This window comes from Pseudoalteromonas sp. S2721, assembly GCF_005887425.1.
Taxonomy (GTDB): Bacteria; Pseudomonadota; Gammaproteobacteria; order Enterobacterales; family Alteromonadaceae; genus Pseudoalteromonas; species Pseudoalteromonas simplex.
Genome location: NZ_PNCZ01000009.1, coordinates 179639 through 203246 on the forward strand (window position 1 = coordinate 179639; position 23608 = coordinate 203246).

General features: G+C 41.9%; 18 protein-coding genes. 15 read left to right on the forward strand and 3 right to left on the reverse strand.

Annotation, left to right across the window (positions count from 1 at the left end):
- Nucleotides 1–46 precede the first annotated feature (46 nt).
- Together CWC02_RS04540 and CWC02_RS04545 are read left to right on the forward strand one after the other, a co-directional pair.
- Nucleotides 47–544, forward strand: coding sequence for a YcgN family cysteine cluster protein (locus CWC02_RS04540; RefSeq protein WP_138616689.1), 498 nt, complete (start codon nucleotides 47–49; stop codon nucleotides 542–544).
- Nucleotides 544–1068 carry an RNA methyltransferase gene (locus CWC02_RS04545; RefSeq protein ID WP_138616692.1) on the forward strand — a complete coding sequence of 175 codons (525 nt, stop codon included), beginning with the start codon at nucleotides 544–546 and terminating at the stop codon, nucleotides 1066–1068. Before CWC02_RS04540 ends, CWC02_RS04545 begins: the two co-directional genes overlap by 1 nt.
- A gap of 26 nt (nucleotides 1069–1094) precedes the next feature.
- Here the strand turns inward: CWC02_RS04545 and CWC02_RS04550 are convergent, their stop codons facing one another.
- Complete coding sequence (locus CWC02_RS04550; RefSeq protein WP_138616694.1) at nucleotides 1095–2831, reverse strand: hypothetical protein; 1737 nt, start codon at nucleotides 2829–2831, stop codon at nucleotides 1095–1097.
- Nucleotides 2832–3010: 179 nt separating this feature from the next.
- On the opposite strand from CWC02_RS04550, the gene CWC02_RS04555 reads away from it, so the two are divergent.
- Complete coding sequence (locus CWC02_RS04555; RefSeq protein ID WP_249364078.1) at nucleotides 3011–4696, forward strand: M1 family metallopeptidase; 1686 nt, start codon at nucleotides 3011–3013, stop codon at nucleotides 4694–4696.
- A 59-nt stretch (nucleotides 4697–4755) separates the two neighbouring features.
- Here the strand turns inward: CWC02_RS04555 and CWC02_RS04560 are convergent, their stop codons facing one another.
- Complete coding sequence (locus tag CWC02_RS04560; protein WP_138616696.1) at nucleotides 4756–5709, reverse strand: carbohydrate kinase family protein; 954 nt, start codon at nucleotides 5707–5709, stop codon at nucleotides 4756–4758.
- A complete protein-coding gene (locus tag CWC02_RS04565; protein ID WP_138616698.1) occupies nucleotides 5709–6926 on the reverse strand; it encodes an AGE family epimerase/isomerase in 1218 nt (405 codons plus the stop codon). The genes CWC02_RS04560 and CWC02_RS04565 overlap by 1 nt, the downstream gene beginning before the upstream one ends.
- 137 nt (nucleotides 6927–7063) lie before the next feature.
- Between CWC02_RS04565 and CWC02_RS04570 the strand changes: the two genes are divergently transcribed.
- The 12 genes from CWC02_RS04570 to CWC02_RS04625 all read left to right on the forward strand — a co-directional run bounded on the left by CWC02_RS04570 (nucleotide 7064) and on the right by CWC02_RS04625 (nucleotide 23283).
- The gene (locus tag CWC02_RS04570) at nucleotides 7064–8335 is read left to right on the forward strand and encodes a sugar MFS transporter (RefSeq protein WP_054552064.1); all 1272 of its coding nucleotides are present in this window, start codon (nucleotides 7064–7066) and stop codon (nucleotides 8333–8335) included.
- 347 nt (nucleotides 8336–8682) lie between these two features.
- A complete protein-coding gene (locus tag CWC02_RS04575) occupies nucleotides 8683–10581 on the forward strand; it encodes a methyl-accepting chemotaxis protein (RefSeq protein ID WP_138616700.1) in 1899 nt (632 codons plus the stop codon).
- 19 nt (nucleotides 10582–10600) lie between these two features.
- The gene (locus CWC02_RS04580; protein WP_235373360.1) at nucleotides 10601–11680 is read left to right on the forward strand and encodes a diguanylate cyclase; all 1080 of its coding nucleotides are present in this window, start codon (nucleotides 10601–10603) and stop codon (nucleotides 11678–11680) included.
- Nucleotides 11681–12286 (forward strand): DsbA family protein, encoded by a 606-nt coding sequence (locus CWC02_RS04585; RefSeq protein ID WP_138616702.1) that lies wholly within the window; start codon nucleotides 11681–11683, stop codon nucleotides 12284–12286.
- Between the two features lie 176 nt (nucleotides 12287–12462).
- On the forward strand, nucleotides 12463–13215 hold the full coding sequence (locus tag CWC02_RS04590) for a DUF3450 domain-containing protein (protein ID WP_138616705.1): 753 nt from the start codon (nucleotides 12463–12465) through the stop codon (nucleotides 13213–13215).
- Nucleotides 13216–13225: 10 nt separating this feature from the next.
- Nucleotides 13226–14593 (forward strand): MotA/TolQ/ExbB proton channel family protein, encoded by a 1368-nt coding sequence (locus CWC02_RS04595; protein ID WP_054552069.1) that lies wholly within the window; start codon nucleotides 13226–13228, stop codon nucleotides 14591–14593.
- 3 nt (nucleotides 14594–14596) lie between these two features.
- A complete protein-coding gene (locus tag CWC02_RS04600) occupies nucleotides 14597–15124 on the forward strand; it encodes a MotA/TolQ/ExbB proton channel family protein (protein ID WP_054552070.1) in 528 nt (175 codons plus the stop codon).
- Between the two features lie 45 nt (nucleotides 15125–15169).
- Complete coding sequence (locus CWC02_RS04605; RefSeq protein ID WP_036971869.1) at nucleotides 15170–15583, forward strand: ExbD/TolR family protein; 414 nt, start codon at nucleotides 15170–15172, stop codon at nucleotides 15581–15583.
- Between the two features lie 12 nt (nucleotides 15584–15595).
- A complete protein-coding gene (locus CWC02_RS04610; protein WP_054552071.1) occupies nucleotides 15596–16201 on the forward strand; it encodes an energy transducer TonB in 606 nt (201 codons plus the stop codon).
- Between the two features lie 17 nt (nucleotides 16202–16218).
- The gene (locus CWC02_RS04615) at nucleotides 16219–17526 is read left to right on the forward strand and encodes a tetratricopeptide repeat protein (protein WP_138616707.1); all 1308 of its coding nucleotides are present in this window, start codon (nucleotides 16219–16221) and stop codon (nucleotides 17524–17526) included.
- Between the two features lie 291 nt (nucleotides 17527–17817).
- Nucleotides 17818–20571: a beta-helix domain-containing protein gene (locus CWC02_RS04620; RefSeq protein WP_138600834.1), complete on the forward strand. Its 2754-nt coding sequence runs from the start codon at nucleotides 17818–17820 to the stop codon at nucleotides 20569–20571.
- A 78-nt stretch (nucleotides 20572–20649) separates the two neighbouring features.
- Nucleotides 20650–23283: a TonB-dependent receptor domain-containing protein gene (locus CWC02_RS04625; protein WP_138616709.1), complete on the forward strand. Its 2634-nt coding sequence runs from the start codon at nucleotides 20650–20652 to the stop codon at nucleotides 23281–23283.
- The last annotated feature ends 325 nt before the right edge of the window (nucleotides 23284–23608 follow it).

The window sequence follows — 23608 nt, forward strand, 5'->3', positions numbered from 1 at the left end:
GGCTTTACGCTAGAATGCGCGCTGTTTAGGGGCTTTGAGTAATACCATGTTAGAAGATCAATTTTGGCTTAAGCGCTCGCTTGAGCAAATGTCACAACCCGAATGGGAAGCTATTTGTGACGGCTGTGGTAAATGTTGTTTAAACACATTTATCGACAGTGAAGACGAAGATGAATTTACCGCAACGGATCAACTTCGCGAGGGTGAAGAACTCATTTTCACTAATATCGTTTGCCAATACCTAGACAACGACACCTGTGGGTGTAGCGAATATGCGAACCGCCAAACTTTGGTGCCTTCATGTGTAAAGCTCACTAAAGAAAACCTCAAAGATATCTTTTTTATGCCGCAAAGCTGTAGCTACCGTCGCCTTTACGAAGGCCGTGGCCTTGCGTCTTGGCACCCGTTACTGAACGGTGGCAGTAAAGACATGATGCATCAGCTGGGTATTTCTGTGCGTGACAAAACAGTGAAAGACTGTGATGTAGACCTAGATGACTTCGACCTTTACGTGGCCGAGTGGCCAACCAGAGACATTGATTAATGAGCGTCCTTAAAGCAAGCATTGGCTTGTTAAATCCAAAAAGCCCAACCAATGTGGGTGGGGTATTACGTGCCGCGGGTTGTTACAACGCTAAGCAGGTGTTTTTTACTGGTAGCCGCTATTTACGTGCAAATAAGTACCATACCGATACTAAAAATGTGCTTGAGCATATTCCGCTCACGCAAGTCGAAAGCCTTGAGCAAGCAAAGCCTGAAGGTGCCACAACGGTGGTGATTGAGCTTGTTGAAGGTGCAACGCCGCTGCCTGAATTTAAGCACCCTGAAAACGCATTTTATGTGTTTGGCCCTGAAGATGGCTCAGTCAGTAAAGACGTGCTGAAATGGTGTGATGAAGTGGTTTATGTACCAACCATAGGCTGTATGAACCTAGCTGCAACCTGCAATGTTGTACTGTACGACCGACTTGCCAAACTCGGTGGTATTGAGAGTTCTAACGACACCATCTGTAATAGTCGAGACACCAACAACTCACTTAAATGGCAACAAAAAAAGAGCGCTAAATAGCGCTCTTTTTAGATTTAAACTCAAAATTACTTTTTAGTAATTTGTACGTTACTCTCAAGGCCGATGCCGTTGTCGGTAATGTCTGTGGCAAAATAAACACCGACAGGTTGGTCGCGTAGCGAATCAAGCTCAGCCATTTCTTCATCACTTAATTGACCCGTTGCAGCAATCGTATCAAGCAAAGGTAATAAGATTTTTTGTACGTCGAATGCCATGTTCACAAAGCCATTTTTAGTGACACTTTGCGACTCTAAAGTCTCGGCAATCTGCGCTGACTTATCACCCGTAAAAATCACAATATGATTGCCTTTAAGGGCCATTTTTATATCAAAGTTAAGTGGCACAGGCGATGGAATGTATTCATTGATCAACACTGCATCACCATTGGCTGGTAGTTTTATGTTAGCAAGCGGCGGCACAAAACCTTGCGCAATTGAATACAAGCCATGGGCATCAGTCGCCGATAGGGTAACGATGGCATCAAGTTTGTCTATTTGTGGGCCATTGTAGTCATCGATAGTAAATGCAGCATCTTGAACGCTGACACTCATGCCTTGCACGCCGTTTGCAAAGCCCGACATCATAGCAAGGCCTGCGGTGCTTACTTCTTGCATTTCATTTTGTAGTGCGACAATTGGCCCACAGTTAAATTCAGCTGACTTAATTGCACCCGTTAATGTATTGGCTAGTGGCAGTACTTTTGCTACATCAATACCATAAGCAACACTCATCATTTGCCCGTCAAGCCCAGTGGTATGTTTTGGTACAAAACCACGCACAGCTTGTAGGGTATTTAGTAAGTCTTGATCTGTGCTTTGCAATACTGCTTTTACGTCAAAGTCAGCGTAGTCGGCGGTAATACGGGTTTTTGTTGTGCCAGATACTGTTGCAGGCCATTTAGCGGCAATGGCAGCAATATCATCTTGACACTCAGGAGTTGAAATCGCTGCTAACGCATTCGCTTGCTGGGCTTTATCAAGTAGCTCTTTGAGCATCTGGTGTAAGCGAGAGTCTTCTTTGCCTGTTACAGCATTGGCTATACGTTGATGATCAACAAAGCCAACCGAATTGCCATCAAGTGAGAAAGTTTTAATAAGCTCAGGTAGTTTTTTAGTTTCAGCCAGTGATTGAGCCGGTTTTTCTACGCCAAGGGCTATACGTAAGTCTTGGTCATTAGAAAGCGCAGTGGTCAGCGTTAAGGTAGCCCAATTATTGTGAGTTGATGCAATTAGGTTGAAGTTATCTAAGCCTTCAAGCTCAATCGCAAAGCGCGTGTAACTTACACCTTCAAGGTTTTCTGTAGTATAAGCAATACCGGCTTCATCAGCAGATTGTTTAATGCTTTTGATAATGCTGCTTTGATCAGCGACCTGAAAACGCACAATCGGCATTAAACCTTGCGCGTACATCATGCCTTTGTAGTCATCACCAAAGCCCCATATCGATTTGAAGGCATCGTAAGAGCTCAATGATTGCTGGTATTTTTCCATCAGTGATGCAAGGAATAGGGCATTCTTATCATCAACTGTTTTAAGCTCAGCAATGATGGGCGTTAAATCGCTCGTGCCTTTCATTGCATCTGGCATAAGCGCAAAGTATTTACTGTACGGAAACGGTTTAAGTTGACCATAAAAAACTGCCGTATCGGCAGGTACGTAGGCAAGCTCAGGTAAATCTACATCAACACTGGCTTTATTTTGTGAGTACAACAACGCACCTGCAACAATGGCAATCGCGCCCCCAGCAAGAAGCTTATTATTCATAGCATGAATTCCTTTTTCTAAAATTAGGAGAAAACATACCATGAAAGCTGTTTTCTGACCAATGTTGCTGTTTTAAACGGATTGAATTTTTGTAACAAGTTATTCACCGCAAAGCACAGTTTAAACTTTTAACCTATGTCATATTTTAATAATACAAATAACAACATGGAGTAGATGTTTTGCAGGTAACTCAATTATTTAAAAGCGTGTCAGCCGTTGCTATCACCGCCATTCTAGCTGGCTGTAGTGTTAAACCTTTGCCACTTGATCCAAGCGTTGGTGATACTGGTCAGCCATTATCGGCAGTTGCACTAAAAAGCGATGTGCAATTTTACGACTTATCACTTGAAGTGTTTCCTGATGATAAACGCATTAAAGGGGTGTCGAAAACGCAGTTTAAAATGCTATCTGCAAGCCAATTTGTTGAACTAAAACTTGATAGCCGATTTTTAATCACTGCAATTACCTCAGACGATAAAACACTTAACTATACCCGCAATGCAGGTGTGCTAAACATTGATTTAGGTAAGCAATACCCTGCGGGTAGCACAGTAAGTGTTGCTGTGGCCTATGAGGGCAACCCCCATATTGCTAAAAACGCGCCTTGGGATGGCGGGTTTGTATTTGCTGAAACAGAAAGCGGCGAGCCGTGGATAGCTACCGCAGTGCAGGGCGAAGGCTGTGATTTATTCTGGCCTTGTAAAGATCATTTTGCTGACAAAGCCGATAGCATGCGCATAAGGCTCACGGTACCAAATGGCTTAAGTGCAGTAACCAACGGGGTATTGCAAAGCGTAAAACCAGTCGGAGCAAACAAACAACAATTTGATTGGCTGCTATCTGTGCCTGCAAGCGACTATAACATTGCCCTGAACATAGGCCCGTATCAACGTATTGAGCGTAGTTATACTAGTATTAATGGCACTGAGGTTCCGATTGAATTTTGGGCACTTGCTAAACACACACAGCAAGCGTCGATGCTAATAGAGCAGGATTTGCGTTCTCAAGTCGCGTTTTTTGAGCGCTTTTTAGGGCCTTACCCATGGGGGAATGACAAACTGGGCTTTGTTGAAACACCGCATTTAGGTATGGAACATCAAACGATCAATGCTTATGGTAAAAAATATAAGCGTGATGCTGGCGGTTATGATTGGTTATTACAGCATGAGTTAGCTCATGAGTGGTTTGGTAATTTAATGACCCATGAAAAACTCAACGATGCATGGCTACACGAAGGCTTTGGCAGTTACATGCAGCCAAGTTATAGCTTGTATAAATTCGGTGAAGCGGCCTATAACCACAGCATGTATAAGTCGTATTTAGGGCTTAAAAACTGTAAAGCCATTGTACTTGATGGCGACATAACCTCAGATCAAGCATTCAACCCTGATATTTATGGCAAAGGCAGTTGGACTTTACATACCTTACGCTGGTTAATTGGTGATGAGTTATTTTGGCAAGCCACCCGTGAGCTGCTTTATGGGGTGAACGACACCAAGCAATTAGCTTACCCAATTTCACCGCGATATCGAAATACCGATGAGTTTATTGCTATTGTTAACCGCTTAACGGCGAAAGATTATAGCTGGCTGTTTGATGTGTATTTAAAGCAGGCTCAATTACCGGAACTTGATGTTATTCAATCAGCTAACAGCTTGACGCTGAAATGGAACAAAGACTCTTTGCAAGGTAAGCCATTTCCTATGCCAGTTCCGGTGCAAATAAACGGCTCGTTGCAAACTTATTCTGTTGAGAATGGCGAGATTAGCATTGCTTTAAAAGCGGGGGATCATGTGGTGATCGATCCAAACATGAAGGTGTTTAGGTATTTACCAATTATCGATAAATGTAAAACTGAGCAATAGCGAAGAAGCCCAGCATAAACTACTTTATACTGGGCTTATTACTCAACCTAAACAAAGTTCTAGGCTAAATCGGCAGCGCTAGGTAAAGACGCAAATGCACCATAGCGGCTTACTGCAAAAGCGCCGGCTTTAGCTGCATAAGCAATGGTTTGTTCGATATTCTCTGGCGTTTGGCAAAACGCTTTAAAGCTTTGTTTGTTTTCACAGTGCTGACCAACCTTTGACAGCATGCCGCCAATAAACGCATCGCCTGCGGCTGTGGTATCAACTACTTTTGTTGCTGGTGGGCTAACTTGACCTTTAAAGTCTGCGTGATAAAAGCTGATTGCTTCGCCGCCATTGGTAACTAGCAAACAGATTACACCGGCCTTTAAAATGGCATCAATAGTATGCTCAAGTGGCATTTCTTGATGGCTTCTTTGATTTAAAAACTCAAGCTCTTCAAATGAGAGTTTAACGATATCTGCCAGAGAAATAACATGCCACATTCTATCAAGCGTATGGCGCATACTTGGCCACAGGTTTTCGCGCAGATTCATATCAAAGCTACAAATTGCACCTGCTTTTTTCGCCTGCGTTAAACCATAAATTGTTGTTTGATAGATATTGTGCTCAGTTAAACTGTTGCTGCATACGTGCATGATGGCGTGATTTGCAAACATTGCATTCTCAAAGTCGTCCACTCGATACAGTAAATCGGCAGCTGGTGGGCGATAAAAACTAAACGAGCGTTCGCCATTTTCATCGAGTGATACAAACGCCAATGCTGTTTTAGCCGCATCGGTGAATGTACAGTAATCAGTGTTTACCGCATGCTGCTCAAGCTCTTGTTTAATAAAGTGACCGAACATATCATCGCCTAGCATACCGCAAAAGCTGGTGTTTAGGCCTAGTTTTGCTGCTGCAACAGCCACATTGGCAGGTGCGCCACCTGCGTATTTGGTAAATGACTCTGGTTGTTTACCATCTGATAAAAAGTCGATTAATGCTTCGCCAAAACACACTAAACTCATTATGCATTCCTCAAGGTTAAGGTTCTTAATACTTCGTAGCAGGCACCCATAGTATGGTAGTCGGTTTTGCCTGCTGGCGATTTTTCGTCACTGTAGGGTTGGTTTTGTGCTGATAAAATGCGATACCACGCACCATATTGGTGATCTACCATATGTTGCCAACTGTATTGCCAAATTTTTTCGTACCATTGCCAATAGCTTTCGTCATTTGTGGCATCAGCGAGTAGGGCTGCTGCGGCTAATGATTCGGCCTGCACCCAAAAGTATTTATCGCTATCACAAATTTGTTTATCTGGTGCAAAGCCATAGAAAATGCCCCCATGTTGCTGATCCCATGCAATCCTAAGGGTTTCATCAAACAGGCTTTTAGCGCGCGTTACCAGCCAAGGTTCATCAATATGGCGGTTTAAAATAAGTAACAGTTTTGCCCACTCAGTTTGATGACCTGGTTGAAATCCCCAAGGTCTAAATAAATGCTGCGGGTCATCTTTGTTGTAATCTAAATCGAGTTGCCAATTTTTAGAATAGTGTTCCCAGACAAACTGTTGGCTCTGTGCAGCCAGTTTTACTGTGAAAGTTTCGGCAAGTTGTTTAGCACGTTTTAAATAACGGGTCTCGTTGGTTGCTTCAAAACACATCAGTAAGGCTTCGCATAAATGCATATTGGCATTTTGGCCGCGATAGTCATCTGCACAGCTAAAATCGGCATTTTGCTCATCTAAATAGGCATTATGCTGGGGTTCAAAGTAGTGCTGCTCTAATAAATCCCAAACTTGCGAAAGGGTATTTTTGCAGTCGTTTACCCCTGCTTTTAAGGCTACTGCGTTTGCAAGCATAACAAAGGCAAGCCCGTAGCAATGATTGGTGTCGTCTAACACGGTTACTTTGCCGTTATCATCTTGCTCAATAAGCCAAGCATAGCCACCAGATGCTTGTTTATGCGCATGTTCAAGGTGGGCTAAACCATGTTTAGTGAGGCTTAAATATTCTGGCTCTTTGAATTCGATATACGCCATTGCATAGTTAAAAACAAAGCGGGTACTCGAGACTAAATGGCGAGTATGTTTATCGTAAATCTCGCCATTATTTTTAAAAAACTGATAAAAGCCAGCTAAGCCATAGGCTGAATGATCAACACAATGGGGGTGATAAAAAGCAAGGGTATCTTGAATATGCTGCTTAAGAAAATCAGGGCTTTTAAAGTTAACTGTGGCCATGCGTTACTAATAAATCTGTGTACATCTTGCAACTATAGCAGGAAATAAAAAAATTGGAACGTTCCTAGTAAATCTTTGTGCTATTTTTACTTCAATGTGTAGAATCAAAGGTAACTTGTTAACGGAGTGAAAACCACGTGAGTGAAATAAATACAAACCAATCGTTTGTCGCCGATGGTTCGCAGCAAAATAAAAACTACCTGCTACCACTGACAGCAATGACAACCCTGTTCTTTTTATGGGGTTTTATTACAGTTTTAAATGACGTGTTGATCCCGCGCTTAAAAGGGGTATTCGATTTAACCTACACAGAAGCAATGCTGGTTCAGTTTTGTTTCTTTGGTGCTTACTTTATTGTGTCGCTACCAGCGGGTATGTTGGTTAAAAAAATGGGCTACAAAAATGGTGTACTAACTGGCTTAGTCGTAGCATCAATTGGCTGTATGTTATTTTACCCAGCGGTTGTAGTACACGAGTACTGGTTATTTTTAGGTGCGTTATTTGTATTAGCGGCAGGTATTACCGTATTACAGGTATCTGCTAACCCGTACGTTGTGGCGTTAGGTCCTGAAAAAACGGCGTCGTCACGTTTAAATTTAGCTCAAGCACTTAACTCACTCGGTACCACAGTTGGTCCATATGTGGGTGGTATTTTATTCTTTGGTACAGCAGGCACACTAGCTGCAAACGCGGCCACCGCTGAATCTGTCAAAGTGCCTTACCTCATGCTTGCAGCTGCACTACTAACCATTGCTGTGGTTTTTGCCTTCTTTAAATTACCCGTGATTGCAGAGCACACAGAAGAGCAAGACTGCAAAGCGAAAGGTCACAGCCTAGCTGAGGCACCTCATTTAATGATGGGTGTTGTAGGTATCTTCTGTTACGTCGGTGCTGAGGTTTCAATTGGTAGCTTCTTAGTAAACTACTTTGGCGAAGCGCACATTGCTGGCCTTGAAGAGCATGCGGCGGCAAGCCTAATTGCTTATTATTGGGGCGGTGCAATGGTGGGTCGTTTCATTGGCTCTGCAGCATTGCAAAAGATTGCGCCTTCAAAAGCGTTATTCTTTAATGCCATGATGGTTATTGTATTGCTGTTAGTGACTATATTCACTGAAGGTGATGTGGCGCTTTATTCAGTACTTGCGATTGGTTTATTCAATTCAATCATGTTCCCGACTATTTTCTCTGTTGCTATTGAAGGCCTAGGTTCACTCACAAGTAAAGGTTCGGGTTGGTTATGTTTAGCAATCGTTGGTGGCGCCTTAGTACCATTAGTACAAGGTGTGGTAGCTGATACAGTAAACATTCAACAAAGCTTCTTTGTACCTGTGATTTGTTATGCATTTATCGCTTGGTATGGCTTAAACGTTGTACGTTTAGCAGATAGCTGGAAAAAACGCATCAGCTAAAAATAACTATTAATAAAAACCCCGCACAGAGTTGCGGGGTTTTTTTGTGCCATTTTTTGCTTTAGCCAACAAAATTAGATGACAGAATGATTTAATGAATACGTATTCAGGGGTGATTAAAGCGGTAATTTATAGGAACGTTCCAAAGAGTGTTTTGCTGCTTTTTATTAATGTGGCTTTAGAAGTTGAATGTGCTGCCGCTAATAAAGTAATTGATTTATAAAGAAAGCGTACTTTAATTATAAGTAACGATTTCCTAGTTTTAGCTTAATTTTATAAGACAAATGGCTTTAAATTTGTTAAATATAAAAGTGCTAACAACGAAAAAAATAACAAATAGGTTTGTCATGCAAAGCTCCAAAAGCACTTTGAAATTTACCACCAAGGTAACTGCGGCTGCATCACTGGTTTTAGTGATTGTGCTCGGATTATTTACCGTCAATAACTTCGTCTCTATGCGCAGTCAAACACAGGAACAACTTTCGCTTGTTCTGCAAGAGATTTCTCAATCAGTATCGCAAAATATAGCTAACTGGTTAAACGCTAAATTAGCGATTGTTTCGTCTGTCGCAGACACCTATCAGCTAGGTGATAGTAAAGAGTTAACACTTAAACAACTAAACACAGCCGACAAAGCAGGTGATTTTAAAAATACCTATATTGGCATCACTGATGGCACTTTTGTATTGAATGATCAATCGGTTGTCTTACCACCCGATTACGATGCTACCAAACGTCCATGGTACAAACTTGTTGAAAATAAAAGCAGTACTGCGTTTACAGCCCCTTATATTGATGTAACTACCAATGAACTAACTATTTCTGCTGTAGCGCCAATGCAAGCAAACGGTGTGTTTAGTGGTGTTGCGGGTGCCGACATCGACATGAAAACGATTACCAAAATCGTCAACGAAATTGACTTTTTAGGGTTTGGTTATGGCTTTTTACTTGATAGCGAAGGGCATATTTTAAGCCACCCAGAAACGAAGTTTATCGATAAAAACATGCGTGACTTATTTGGCAAAGACTTATCGCTTCAATCTGAGTTCGTTGAAGTTCAAATTGATGACTCAGACAAATTAGTATCGTTTACCAAGGTTAAAGGTATTCAAAACGTTGATTGGTATTTAGGTGTAGTTATTAACGAGGAAATAGCTTATTCATCGGTTGCCTCATTTAGAAATATGGCAGCTATTTATATGCTGTTAGGTATTGTCGCGATTGTACTGATGATGCAGTTTTTACTTCGCTACTTAATGCGCCCAATGCAGCGCTTGAACGATGCAATTAAGGATATTGCACAAGGCGAGGGGGATTTAACCCGTCGTCTTGAAGTTGAAAATAATGACGAGTTTGGTGAGTTGAGCCATTACTTTAATGCGTTCATCGAGAAGATTCATACATCAATCGAGCAAGTTAAAAATACCACCGTTGAGCTTGAGCGCTTAGTTGAGAGTTTAGTTAATCAAACGCAAGGCACGCTCGACATGTATGCTGACCAAACAAAGCGTACAGATAACGTAGCAACTGCAATCAATGAACTGACATCGAGTGCGGTAGAAATCTCAAATAGTGCAAGTAATGCGTCAACCTTAGCAACCAGTGCTAACAGCCAATCATTACAAAGCCAATCTGCATTAGCTGATAATTTAACGGCAATTAATGCCTTGTCTCGTAATATGGAGCAGGCGCAAAAAACCATTAATAGTTTAGATGCACACACCGTAAGCATCGGCCAAGTGCTTGAAGTGATCAAAGGGGTTAGTGAGCAAACTAATTTACTAGCCCTTAATGCCGCAATTGAAGCTGCCCGTGCGGGTGAAGCGGGTCGAGGCTTTGCGGTTGTCGCCGACGAAGTACGCCAACTTGCGCATCGTACACAGCAATCAACGCAAGAAATCGAAGACACAATTTCTCAGTTACAACAAGGCTCTGCGTCTGCGGTTGAAGTAATGACTGCAAGTATTCGTGATAGCGAAAAGAGTGTTGAACAAGCACATGTAGCAGGCGATAAAATGGCTGAAGTAACTCGTGCCATTGAGTCAATTGATGAGGTGAACCACAGTGTTGCAAATGCCACGACTGAGCAAAACCAAGTCATTCAAAGTTTAGACAGTGACATACACTCAATTAGCGAGCTTTCTAATCAAGGCCAGAGCAATCTGAATAACACCTTAAACGAGTGTACAAAATTAAAAGCACAGTTTTATGAGCTCGAAAAATTAGTGCTCAAATTTAAAGTTTAGTTGTTAAGAGACTGCAATTTTGGATCAAAACTGGCTTAATGCCATTACTTTAAACAGTGTCGACACGGCGGATAAACAGCGCCGTGCCTTCACCTTATTCACCATGGCTTTTTTTGCCATTGTTTTAATCACTTCGTTGGTGTTATCTAACTATCAAATTTACGCTTTACCATTAACTATTATGTTGGTTGTGAGTGATGTAACCATCGTGCTGTGCATGCTGTATTACTTTCGCACAGGTGCTCTGGTGCCTGTTAGCTGCATTATTTTATCTATTATCTTATTGCTTTGTCTGGCCTTAGTGTACACCGGCGGTAAAGAGAATACCGCTTTATATTGGCTAATGTTTTACCCTATTGTGGCTTATGTCACCTTAGGGTTAAAAGTGGGCAGTGTGTTGGTTGGGATTATGTATGCTAGTGCAGTTGCACTGCTGTTTAGCCCTAATTTTGGTCAAGCACACTATGGGCAAGTTGAAACTTCACGCTTTTTAGCGTCCTTTAGTTTAGTAATTTTGTTCGCTGCGATTAGCGAATACTTTAGACAAAAAAGCCATCAAAAAATTGCTGGTATTACCTTAATAGAAAAACGCGATGCATTAACCGACCCACTTACTGGCCTTGCCAATCGTCGTTATATTTATGAACATATTCAACCCCGCCTTGAAGCTGAAGCGGCAAACTACTTACCTATGTCGGTATTATTGATTGATTTAGATAATTTTAAGTCACTCAACGATAGTTATGGCCATGATTTTGGTGATCAAGTACTTATTGCATTTACTTCTATGTTGCACGATAAACTGCGAGGAACCGATATAAAAGCACGCTATGGCGGCGAAGAGTTTATTATTTTGCTACCTAAAACAGGGCTAACAATTGCACACTCTGTAGCTGAAAAGTTGCGCGCTTTTGTTGCTCAAAAACAGATCCCCTATGATGTTGGGCAATCTATATCTATAACTTGCAGTATTGGTATTGCCAGCCTTGAAAGGGGAAGCCAATTTAGTAAAGCAATTAAGCATGCTGATGAAAACTTGTATAAGGCCAAAGCAAAAGGGCGCAATCTAGTTGTATCAGGTTTAAGTGAGGTTAATTAAATGGCAAAGCTAATTTATGTTTATGACCCAATGTGTAGTTGGTGCTGGGGCTTCAGAGAAACTTGGTTAAAGCTTCAAGCAGCCATTGGCGACAAACTTGCTATTGAATATAAAGTGGGTGGCCTTGCGCCTGATTCAGATGAGCCAATGCGAAAAGAAATGCAGCAGTTTTTACAGCAAACATGGCAGCGCATTGAGCAGCAACTTGGCACACCATTTAATCATGAGTTTTGGCATACCGCGCAACCGCGCCGTTCTACTTACCCAGCATGCCGTGCAGTGCTTGTCGCAAGGCAGCAAAATAAAGAGCAAGAGATGCTTTATGCCATTCAAAAAGCCTACTACCTAGATGCACAAAATCCATCTTACATCAGCACCCTTGCAAGCCTTGCTGAGCAAATAGGGTTAGAAAAAAACGCATTCCTTAAAGAAATAGAAAGTGAAAAAATAAATTCATTACTTATGGACGAAATAAACCAAGCGAGAAGCTTACCAATTCAAGGCTTTCCGTCTTTAGTACTTGAAAATAAAGGGCTATTTACTGCTGTTCCTGTTAATTATCAAGACTGGCAAAGTACTTATCAGCAAATAACATCTCATATTTAGTTCCCGAAACCCTGCAACTTTTGCCTTATCTTTGCGCAATATAAACTAATTGTTACAGCTGTCATATTTTTGTATTTTTTGCGCAACATGCTTGTCATTTTTCATCGTTATCCTTTCGCACAATAAAACAACCCAACTAGCAAATTAAGCTAACTTAACGAGTAAAGGTGTATGCGATGAAAGGCGTTAAACCACTGATTTTAGCAGGTATTGTAGCGGCATCTGCAGCAGTACATGCAAACGATCTAGATAAAGTAATTGATAAAAGCAGCGAGATAAACAAATCTGCAGCGCAATCACAAACTAAAATCGACAAGATTGCAGATTCAATGCAAGGTCGTTTACAACAATTCAAAGCCCTTAATAAAGAAATTGACGGCTTAACTGTTTATAACGCGCAACTTACTAAGCAATTAAACAACCAAATTGCAGAAATGGACGCGTTAAACGAGTCAATGGATCAGGTATCGGTTATTGAGCGTCAAATCACGCCGTTAATGATGCGTATGATCACAGGTCTTGAGCAATTCGTTGCACTAGACGTGCCTTTCTTAACTGAAGAACGTAGCAACCGTATTGCATCATTAAAAGAAATGATGGACCGCGCAGACATCACTTCAAGTGAAAAATTCCGCCGCTTACTTGAAGCTTATCAAGTAGAAGTAGATTACGGTCGCACTATCGAAGCGTACACATCATTACTGAATGTAGATGGCCAAGAGCGAGAAGTAGATTTCTTACGCATCGGTCGTTTAGAACTTATTTATTTAACACGCGACGGCAAAAAAGCAGGTAGCTGGGATACACAAACAAAATCGTTTGTTGAATTACCAGATTCTGCAATCAGCCAAATCAACAAAGGTTTACGCATTGCACGTAAGCAACTTGCCCCAGATATGTTAACACTGCCAGTCCACGCTGCTGAATAAGAGGTTTGAGATGAAATTATTAACGAAAATGACAAAAATGGCCGTGTTTGCAGCTGGCCTTGGTTTTGCTGGTAGCAGCCTAGCGGCTGAGCCAATGGATTTAGACTCATTACTAAAAACATTAGAGCAAGGTAAAGCACAGCAAAGCGCCGAAAATAAACAACGTGAACAAGAGTTCATGGCGCGTCAAAACGAACAAGTACAAATGCTTAAAGATACACAAGCAAAACGTACTGCAATGCTTAACGAATCAGAGCGTTTAGAAACTCAGTTTGAAGAAAACGAAGTAAAGCTAGCTAACTTAACAGACACACTTTCAAACCGCATGGGTTCACTTAAAGAGCTATTCGGCGTGTTACAACAAGTAGCGGGTGATTCAAGCAATAAATTCATGACGTCAGTTGTTTCTGCAGAGCTTCCTGGTCGTAGTAACTTCATGGATGAGCTGGCACAAAAAATGGGTTCAACGTCAAAGCTTGCTTCTATCGATGATATCGAAAAAGTATGGTTTGAATTACAACGCGAAATGACTGAGCAAGGTAAAGTATCTCGCTTTACAACAGATGTTATCGTCGAAGGTGGTAGCAAAGCACAAAAAGAAGTGGTGCGCGTTGGTGCATTTAACTTAATCGCTGATGGTAAATACCTAGAGTACACACCAGCTACAAATACAATCAGCCAGCTTACGCGCCAGCCTAGCAGCCGTTACACAGCAACGGCTGCTGATTTACAACAAGCAAATTCAGGTGTTGTACCGTTTGCGCTTGACCCTACAGGTGGTTCAATCTTAGGTCTTTTAGTTCAAGCACCAGATACAGAAGAGCAAGTTCACCAAGGTGGTACAGTTGGTTACATTATCTTAGGTGTTGGCTTAATCGCTTTACTAATTGCACTTGAGCGCTTTGTATCTCTGATGATTATGGGTAGCAAAATCCGTCGTCAGCTTAAAGACACAGTGGCACGTGATGACAACCCACTTGGTCGCGTAATGAAAGTGAAAGACCAGTACCCAGATGTAGCGTACGACACGCTTGAGCTTAAATTAAGCGAAGCAATCATTCGTGAAATGCCAAAAATTACTCGTAACCTGACGCTAATTAAGATTATCTCTGTGGTAGCACCACTACTTGGTCTACTAGGTACGGTAACCGGTATGATTAACACCTTCCAAGCAATTACCTTGTTCGGTACAGGTGACCCTAAACTAATGGCGGGTGGTATTTCTCAGGCACTTGTAACAACGGTACTTGGTCTGGTTGTTGCTATCCCTACAGTATTCTTATACACACTTCTTAACACGCGCTCTAAAAACATGCTGTTGATTTTACAAGAGCAAAGCGCAGGTATCATCGCAGAGCGAAGCGAGAAAGGAGCATAAATCATGGTGCTATTGATTGATGCAATCAATGCTCTACGTGATTTCCTCGACACAGGTGGCCAAGTTCTCTTGGTCATCGGGGTCCTCATCTTCGCGATGTGGTTATTGATACTTGAGCGTTTTATGTATTTTTTTGGTGGCTTTAAACGCTACAAGAAAGACGTAAAAAGCACTTGGAGCAATAGAGCAGAGCGTAACAGCTGGAACGCAGAGCAAATTCGCCAAGCGATGATTTCACGCGCTGGCATGCAACTAAATAATAACCTTGCGCTAATCAACGTAATGGTTGCGTTATGTCCACTTTTAGGTCTGTTAGGTACCGTAACTGGCATGATCGAAGTATTTGATGTAATGGCAATCACAGGCACAGGCAGTGCACGTTCGATGGCATCAGGGGTGTCTAAAGCCACTATTCCAACAATGGCCGGCATGGTGGGTGCACTTTCAGGGGTTTTCGCATCAACGTTCTTACAACGTCGTGCAAAACGCGAAGTGCAATTACTTGAAGACAACATGGTCTTAGACCACTAAACGAATTTTAGGGTGATGTGAGCATCACCCACTAGGAGACTAACAATGAGAGCGCCACTAGGTAACCTATTTCAAGAAGACGACGCTGAAGAAATCAACATGACGCCAATGCTAGACGTTGTTTTCATCATGCTTATCTTCTTTATCGTAACAGCATCATTCGTAAAAGAAGCCGGTATTGATGTAAACCGCCCTGAAGCAGCAACAGCAGTGAAAAAAGAGCGTGCCAACATCTTAGTTGCTATTTCTGACAAAGGTGAAATTTGGATCAACAAACGCCAAGTAGATGTTCGTGCAGTTCAAGCAAATATCGAGCGCTTAAAAGCTGAAAACCCACAAGGTAGCGTGGTTATTCAAGCTGATAAGAAAGCCACAACCGATGTACTTATTAAAGTAATGGATGCATCGCGTGCTGCAGGCGCATTTGATGTGTCGATTGCTGCGCAAGAAGCATCATAAGGAATGTGAGCAATGCGTTATATAGTTGCATTAATCATCGCTGGTATCGTGACTGTTATGCTGTTTTTAGGCATGCAGGCACTGATCACCGGTGGTGAAGGGGCCATGTCTGAGCCCGTAAAAGGAAACGTACTTGATTTTGTTCGTCTGAAAAAAGAAGAGACAGTGCAAAAGAAAGAACGTAAACCGCAAAAGCCACCAACGCCAAAAGAGCCACCTCCACCAATGGAATCACCGCAAATGCAAAACAGTGATCCTAACGCGAGTAATGCCAACTTTGACTTTGGTGCCAGTGTTGAAGCCGACGTTAACTTAGCTGGCGGCTTAGCCCTTGAATCAAGCGATGGTGAATACCTACCGATTGTAAAAGTAGCGCCTGTTTACCCGCGCCGAGCTTTATCGCGTGGTATCGAAGGCTATGTGATTGTTGAGTTTACAGTAACCAAGCAAGGCACAGTTCGTGACCCGAAAGTGATTAAAGCTGAACCAGAGTCACTGTTTGACCGCGCTGCGATGGATGCAGCACTTAAATTTAAATATAAACCGCGCGTTGTTAACGGTGAAGCTGTTGAAGTAGCGGGCGTACAGAACAAAATTTCTTTCCAAATTAACGGTTAGAAAAGAGGAATGCGATTATGAAACCTTTAAAAGTTGCCGTGATTTGCGCGGCTGCTTTCACAAGCAGCCTTGTAGTCCCAAGCGTTGTTAGCATGTTACCAGGTGTGACACTTGCTACAGCTTACGCTGAGGAGCAAAAAACCAAACGAGTACCTGCACTGCGTGAAAAAGTGTATAGCCAATTAGCACGAGCACAAAAGCTGGCTGATGATGGTGATGCAAAAGCAGGGCTAGAAGCACTCGATAGTATTCAAGAGCGCTCTTCAAGCATGAACTCGTATGAAATTGCCATGATGCATAATTTCTACGGTTTTATTTACTACAACGAAAACGACTTAGATAAAGCAATTGCCTCGTTTGAAAAAGTAGTAAACGAAGATGCGATTCCAGAAACATTACGTGTAAGCACCACCTTTAGCTTAGCGCAACTTGCCATGGCTAATAGCGATTACGAAAAGGTAATCAAATATTTAGCGCAGTGGGATGTGATTAACGACAAGCCTAAAACAGATACTTATTACGTATTAAAGTCACAAGCATATTATCAGCTTAAAGATTACCAAAAAGGCATTGAGAACATTAACCTTGCTATCGCAGAAGCCGACAGCAAAGGTGAAATGCCAAAAGAAAACTGGTTAATCTTACAGCGTGCTATGTACTACTCACTTAACCAGTCTGACAAGGTGGTAGAGGTACTTGAGCGTTTAGTTAAGCTTTACAACAAGCCTGAGTACTGGGTTCAGTTAGGTGGCATGTACGGTGAAACGGGCGCAGAGAAAAAGCAATTAGCGATTTTAGAAGCGGCATATCAACAAGGTTTCATGAAATCTAAATCAGATTTACGTCAATTATCGCAAGTTTATTTATACAACGGCCTGGCTTTTAAAGCGGCGAACGTGATGAGTAAAGCTATGCAAGACGGTGTCGCTGAAAAATCAGCGAAAAACTATGCCTTTGTTGCAGAAGCAATGGTACAAGCAAAAGAGGGTGAAAAGTCACTTGCTTATTTTGCAAAAGCCGCTGATTTAGTAACGCATGGTCAGTACGAACAACGTATTGCAGAGGTAAGTATTAATCTTGAAAAATACGAAGAAGCAGCGGATGCAGCACGTAAAGCCCTAGATAAAGGCGGCTTAGAGTTTGAATCAAATGTGTATGTTGCCTTAGGTATGGCGCAGTACAATTTACAAAACTTTGATGCCTCGATTTTAGCGTTTGAGCAAGCGGAAAAACACAAAAAGTCGCAGCGTTTAGCTGAGCAATGGATCAAGTATGTGAAGCGTGAAAAAGTGCACGCCGAAACATTACGTACCGCTTTACTCTAAATCGTATTCAACAGGTAAGCGTACAAAAGAACTAATTTATAATCGCAACACCAAAGCTGCCTTCGGGCGGCTTTTTTCCGTTCCTAAAATTTACTAACTTACTCTTTTTTAAATAATTAATATTGTCATTTTATGTTTATTAAAGTGTAACTAGTTTGTCATACAGCTCCCGTAAGGTAGTCGCAGTTTAAAACTCAAGTGACCCAAAAGCATTAAGTTTTAGTGCTTTTTCGGTGACTTGAGTTTATGCGCTAACACAATAATTAAATATCTATCTTAACGGAGTGAACAATGAAATTATCTGGCTTATTCAAGGTTAGTCTTGTAGCTACAGCAATCTCTTTAGCAGGTTGTGGCGGTGGTGACATCAACATCAACGTGGACGAAACAGTTGAGCAACCAACTACACCTACTAACCCAACTACACCACCAACAACTGAAGAGTTACCAGGTGTATACAGCCAAAGCCTTTCGAATGAAGTATCTGCTGCATTAGGTCGTGATGTAACAGTTCAAGTTCTTTCAGGCGTAATTACAGAAGATACAACATTATCAACAGACGCATTCTGGGCACTTGATGGTGCAGTATTTGTTGGTAACGATAAAGCAGACAGTGCAACATTAACAATTGAAGCAGGTGCGGTCGTATTCGGTAACAGCGGCTCTGATTACCTAGTTGTTAGCCGTGACTCTAAAATTGAAGCTACAGGTACTAAAAACGACCCTATCATCTTTACTTCTAAGCAAGATGTAGTGGGTGATGAAACATCTGCAGGCCAATGGGGCGGTATGGTGCTTCTTGGTAATGGTATTTCTAATAAGTGTCCTGCTGAAGGCGATTGTGCTCTTCAAGTTGAAGGTGTTGAATCAGGTGCTGTATTTGGCGGTACGGATAACACAGATAATTCAGGTACATTAAAATATGTTGTTGTTAAAAACGCTGGTTATGAAATTGCACCAGACAACGAACTAAATGGTATTACGTTTGGTGCTGTTGGTTCTGGTACTACAGTTGAATACTTACAAGTTCACAATAATTCAGATGATGGTGTTGAATTCTTCGGTGGTGCAGTAAACCTTAAGCACGTTGTATTAACAAGCATCGATGACGATAGCATCGACTGGGACAATGGTTACCAAGGTAAAATGCAATTCGTTTATGTTGAACAAGATCCTGATTCAACAGATGCAAACCGTGGTATTGAAGCAGATAACGACGGTAGCACACCTTCTAAAGAACCAAAATCATTACCAATCATCTCTAACTTAACAATCATCGGTAACAACTTTGATGGTGAAGATGATGCTGAAGGTATCTACCTTCGTGAAGGTACAGGTTTACACCTTTATAACTCAGTGATCACTGGCTCTGATGAAATGGGTGAGTGTTTAGAGATTGAAGGTGCAGAAGACGGTGCTAGCGAAACAGTAAATAACGCTAACGATGGCACTATCTTAATGCAAAACACGTTTATGTCGTGTACTAATGGCGAAAACTTCAAAAATCCAGTTGATGGTAGCGGCAACACGTTACTTGAGCTTGAAACATGGTTTACAGCACAATCTGGTAACGTAATCAATGACAAGCCAATGCTTGGTGCAAACGGTCAACCAATTGCAGGTTCTCCATTACTAGGCGCGGGCCAAGATGTAGCAAATACTGTTGATGCGTTCTTCGATACAGTTGACTTTGTTGGTGCATTAAATGACTCAGATGACTGGCGTGAAGGTTGGGCATTTGGTTACGGTGGCGGTGAAGTAACTGCACCACCAGCAGTAGCAGGTTGTCCATCAGGTACAACGTCAATTTCTCCAGTTGATGGCAGCACAACAACATGTGAAGTGTCTGGTCGCATTACTGCAGATTTAACACTTACTGCGGGTAACTACTACGCATTAAGCGGTGCAGTATTTGTAGGTGATGATAATGCAGATTCAGCTACTTTAACAATCGAGCCAGGCGTAACAGTATATGGCCGTACAGGTGATGATTACTTAGTAATTAGCCGTGGTTCAAAAATTAATGCTAACGGTACTAAAGATGAGCCAATCTCGTTCACTTCAAGCCAAGATGTTATGGGCGGTACTACAGCTGCGGGCCAATGGGGTGGTTTAGTTCTTCTTGGTAATGCACCATCGAACAAGTGTCCAGCAGAAGGCGATTGTGCACTTCAAGTTGAAGGTGTGGAGTCAGGTGCCGTGTTCGGTGGTACTGATACAACGGACAACTCAGGTACGCTGCGTTATGTTCGTGTGATGAATGGTGGTTACGAAATCGCACCAGATAACGAATTAAACGGTATTACGTTCGGTGGTGTTGGTTCTGGTACTACTGTTGAGTATGTACAAGTTCACCAAAACGCGGATGACGGTGTTGAATTCTTCGGTGGTAACGTACAAGCGAAGTACTTAGTACTAACAAGCATTCAAGATGACAGCATCGACTGGGACAATGGTTTCCAAGGTAAAATGCAGCATATTCTTGTTAAGCAAGCAGCTGATAACTCAGATGCAAACCGTGGTATTGAAGCAGACAACGATGGTACTACACCGTCTAAAACGCCTAAGTCAAACCCAACAATTGCTAACTTAACAATCATTGGTAATACCTTTGACGGTGAAGATGACTCAGAAGGTATGTACTTCCGTGAAGGTACGGGTGCACAAATCTATAACACAATCGTAACGGGCCCTGAAGGCATGGGCGAATGTCTTGAGATTGAAGGTGCAGCTTCTGGTGAAAGTGAAACAGTGAACAATGCTCAAGATGGCACCTTAATGATTAAATCATCAGTGATTGCATGTTCTGAAAACTTCAAAGACCCAAGTGGTGTAGATTTCAGCGTTGAGAACTGGTGGACAAACACATTAGGTAACTTAGTTGCTACAGGTCAAACGCAAGTTGTAAATGGTATCTTTACTATCGATACAACAACAGCAACAGACGTTAAAGCAATTGACGGTTTCTTCGATACGACAACGCACATTGGTGCAGTATCTGCTGATAACAACTGGACTGAAGGTTGGACGGTAGGTCTGGAATAACACAGTAAGCGAGGTGCTAAACAACGTGTTTAGCACCTTTAAACAACTTTCTGTAACTTATTTCAGATAGAGGTAAACATGAAACAATATTCAAAACAGTTCAGCTTAACAGCACTAAGCGCAGCTATCTTATGCGGCTTGAGTGTCTCAGCACACGCAGCTGAAGCAGACGAAGAAGCTGTTCTTGAAGAAGTTGTTGTTAGTGCAAGTCGTTTAAAAGGCACTGCAACAGCTGTTCTAGAAGAGCGTAAACAGCAAGCATTCGTTGCTGATATTATGGGTGCAGAGCAAATTTCACGAAGTGGTGATAGTGATGCTGCTGCAGCGCTACGCCGTGTAACAGGTTTAACACTTGTTGATGGTAAGTTTATTTATGTTCGTGGTTTAGGTGAGCGATATTCAAGTACACAGTTAAATAACTCTGCTGTACCAAGTCCAGATCCAACACGTTCTGTATTACCACTGGATTTATTTCCATCAGGTATTATCGAAAGTTTATCAGTACAAAAATCGTATTCACCGTCAATGCCAGCGTCTTTTGGTGGTGGTAACGTTGATATTCGTTTGAAATCAATTCCAGATCAATTTGTATTTGATGTGTCGGGTCAGCTTGGTTACAACACCAATAACTTTGATGATGGCCTTGAATACAACGGTGGTTCGGACGATTGGTACGGTGTTGATGATGGCACACGCGAAATTCCACGTCCTATCCTTGATGTATACCAAAGTGGTCAATCGCTTGATGATTTAACACCTGAGCAAAGCCGTGCTTTAGCACTGTCGTTAAATCGCGATTATGATCCAAAATCAGCAAAGGTTGATCCGAATACGAAGTTCACTGCCACATTAGGTAATAGCTTCGAATCAGATAAATGGCGCTATGGTTTCTTATCGTCGCTTAGTTATGATAATAAGCATGTTGTTGCAGATGAGTATCAAGGTCAAGGTTTCTTGATTGGTGAAAACTCAACAACCATGATCCGTGGTTATGACCAAGTACTAAGTACAGAACACACGGTTAAGACATCAGGAATGGTTACGGTTGGTGTTGAGTATGACAAAGCGCATAAAATTGACTACACGGCTTTAATCTTACGCGATACTGAAGATAAAATTTCAGACCGTTTAGGTATTGACCAAAACAACAATACCTCTGATAACAAGCGTGTACGCTCGTACGATGTTCGTTATGAAGAACGTGAACTGATTGTTAATCAATTAAAAGGTATGCATACCTTTGATTGGTTGAATTACGCGGGTTTTGACTGGAAGTATTCAATTGGTCGCTCAAATCGTTACGCACCAGGTAATATGGAAACGCGTTTTATTGTTACTGATGCTAACGAAGATGGGTTTTACGATACAGTTAACGAAAGCGCACTAACGAATGCAACAACAGCTGCACGTTACACTTTCCAAGATTTGGATGATGAAGTAGAGAACTACGGTTTTAACTTTACGTTGCCTATTATGCTTGATGGCGTGGATGTTGAGCTTAAATCAGGTGCTGACTTTATCTCTAAAGAGCGCTCAGCAACTAACCGTCGTTTTGATATCAATACACGTGCATTCTCAGATGTTGACTTAAACGGAAATGAGTTAAACACCATTTTATCTGATGATGTACTTACAAACGCGTCACTAACGCAGCCAATCTTAAACGACACAACGGTTTCAGGCGATGACTATAAGTCAGCGCAGAAAGTGGATGCCTATTACTTCGAAGCTGATTTCTTCTTCAATAACACATGGCGTATTACCGGTGGTTTACGTTGGGAAGATTTCCGTCAAGTATCTGTTCCTCTTGACCCATTTACTGGTGGCCTTGCATCTTCAATTGATTATGATGAGTTAGATCAGCTCGCATTCCGTGAAGATGACGTTTATAGCGCACTAGCTTTAACTTATGTACAAAGTGACGAAACGCAATGGCGCTTAAGCTATGGTGAAACTGTTGTTCGCCCAGATTTACGTGAGATTTCTGACGCAACTTACATCGATCCGCTTACTGAATACCCTGTAGGTGGTACGCCAGGTCTACGTACAACGCAAATCAAAAACTATGATTTCCGCTGGGAAAACTATTTTGATACGGGCGAGAACTTCTCTTTTGGTGTGTTCTATAAAGACATGGTTGATCCAATTGAGTCTGTTCAATCACCTGCACAAGATGGTCCACCATTGGTACGTATTGCTAATGCAGAAGATGGTTATGTTGCGGGTGTTGAATTTGAATACCTGAAAGATTTTGCTTTCTTAGGTGGATTCTGGCAAGACGTGTTCATGACAGGTAACGTGACGTTAAGTGACTCAGAAATCAACATGGACCGTCAGGCGATTGTTGAACAAACAGGAGTTTCTGCAGCGGTTACAAATACAACACGTCGCATGACGGGCCATTCAAAATATGTTGTGAATATGCAGTTAGGCTATGACGCACCTAGTGGGCAGCATGCTTCAACGCTAATCTATAACGTATTTGGTGAGCGAATTATTATTCCTGGCATTGAAGGTCAAGAAGATTGGATGGAGCAACCTTTCCACTCTCTAGACTTTAACTACACCTATTTCCCTGATTTCAACTCAAGCTTGAAGTTCAAAGTGACTAATATCTTGGGCGCAAAATCTGAAATAGAGTCAGCGGGAACTTTAACTCGCTCCAAAGAGAAAGGCACTGAGTTCTCAATTGAGTACAAATACCAGTTCTAATACTCTGACCAAGGAAGGATACAATAATAAATCCTAACGTTGATTTAGCCCTGCACTAGCAGGGCTTTTTTCTATACCCAAACCACCTCAAGATGCAGAATTCAGCGTTTCACAGGTGCTTAATATCAAGGCGTTACTTTGCAAGAATGGCAGTCCCTTTTAAGAAGTAACAACGATGAGAGTAAGTGCCTGTGAAGCGCCCAAAGGGTTGGTTTAAAAGCGATTTATACTGCGTTATTGATTTTAACAATAGAACCACTATTACTTGCAATCAATGCCTTGCCTACATCGCTTTTACTTCCAACTATATCTAACATCTTGAGTT

Excerpts from the sequence above, each read along its gene's own strand:
- CWC02_RS04540 (WP_138616689.1), top strand. The coding sequence starts at position 47 with ATGTTAGAAGATCAATTTTGGCTTAAGCGCTCGCTTGAGCAAATGTCA.
- CWC02_RS04545 (WP_138616692.1), top strand. The coding sequence starts at position 544 with ATGAGCGTCCTTAAAGCAAGCATTGGCTTGTTAAATCCAAAAAGCCCA.
- CWC02_RS04550 (WP_138616694.1), bottom strand. The coding sequence starts at position 2,831 with ATGAATAATAAGCTTCTTGCTGGGGGCGCGATTGCCATTGTTGCAGGT.
- CWC02_RS04560 (WP_138616696.1), bottom strand. The coding sequence starts at position 5,709 with ATGAGTTTAGTGTGTTTTGGCGAAGCATTAATCGACTTTTTATCAGAT.
- CWC02_RS04565 (WP_138616698.1), bottom strand. The coding sequence starts at position 6,926 with ATGGCCACAGTTAACTTTAAAAGCCCTGATTTTCTTAAGCAGCATATT.
- CWC02_RS04575 (WP_138616700.1), top strand. The coding sequence starts at position 8,683 with ATGCAAAGCTCCAAAAGCACTTTGAAATTTACCACCAAGGTAACTGCG.
- CWC02_RS04585 (WP_138616702.1), top strand. The coding sequence starts at position 11,681 with ATGGCAAAGCTAATTTATGTTTATGACCCAATGTGTAGTTGGTGCTGG.
- CWC02_RS04590 (WP_138616705.1), top strand. The coding sequence starts at position 12,463 with ATGAAAGGCGTTAAACCACTGATTTTAGCAGGTATTGTAGCGGCATCT.
- CWC02_RS04595 (WP_054552069.1), top strand. The coding sequence starts at position 13,226 with ATGAAATTATTAACGAAAATGACAAAAATGGCCGTGTTTGCAGCTGGC.
- CWC02_RS04600 (WP_054552070.1), top strand. The coding sequence starts at position 14,597 with ATGGTGCTATTGATTGATGCAATCAATGCTCTACGTGATTTCCTCGAC.
- CWC02_RS04605 (WP_036971869.1), top strand. The coding sequence starts at position 15,170 with ATGAGAGCGCCACTAGGTAACCTATTTCAAGAAGACGACGCTGAAGAA.
- CWC02_RS04610 (WP_054552071.1), top strand. The coding sequence starts at position 15,596 with ATGCGTTATATAGTTGCATTAATCATCGCTGGTATCGTGACTGTTATG.
- CWC02_RS04615 (WP_138616707.1), top strand. The coding sequence starts at position 16,219 with ATGAAACCTTTAAAAGTTGCCGTGATTTGCGCGGCTGCTTTCACAAGC.
- CWC02_RS04620 (WP_138600834.1), top strand. The coding sequence starts at position 17,818 with ATGAAATTATCTGGCTTATTCAAGGTTAGTCTTGTAGCTACAGCAATC.
- CWC02_RS04625 (WP_138616709.1), top strand. The coding sequence starts at position 20,650 with ATGAAACAATATTCAAAACAGTTCAGCTTAACAGCACTAAGCGCAGCT.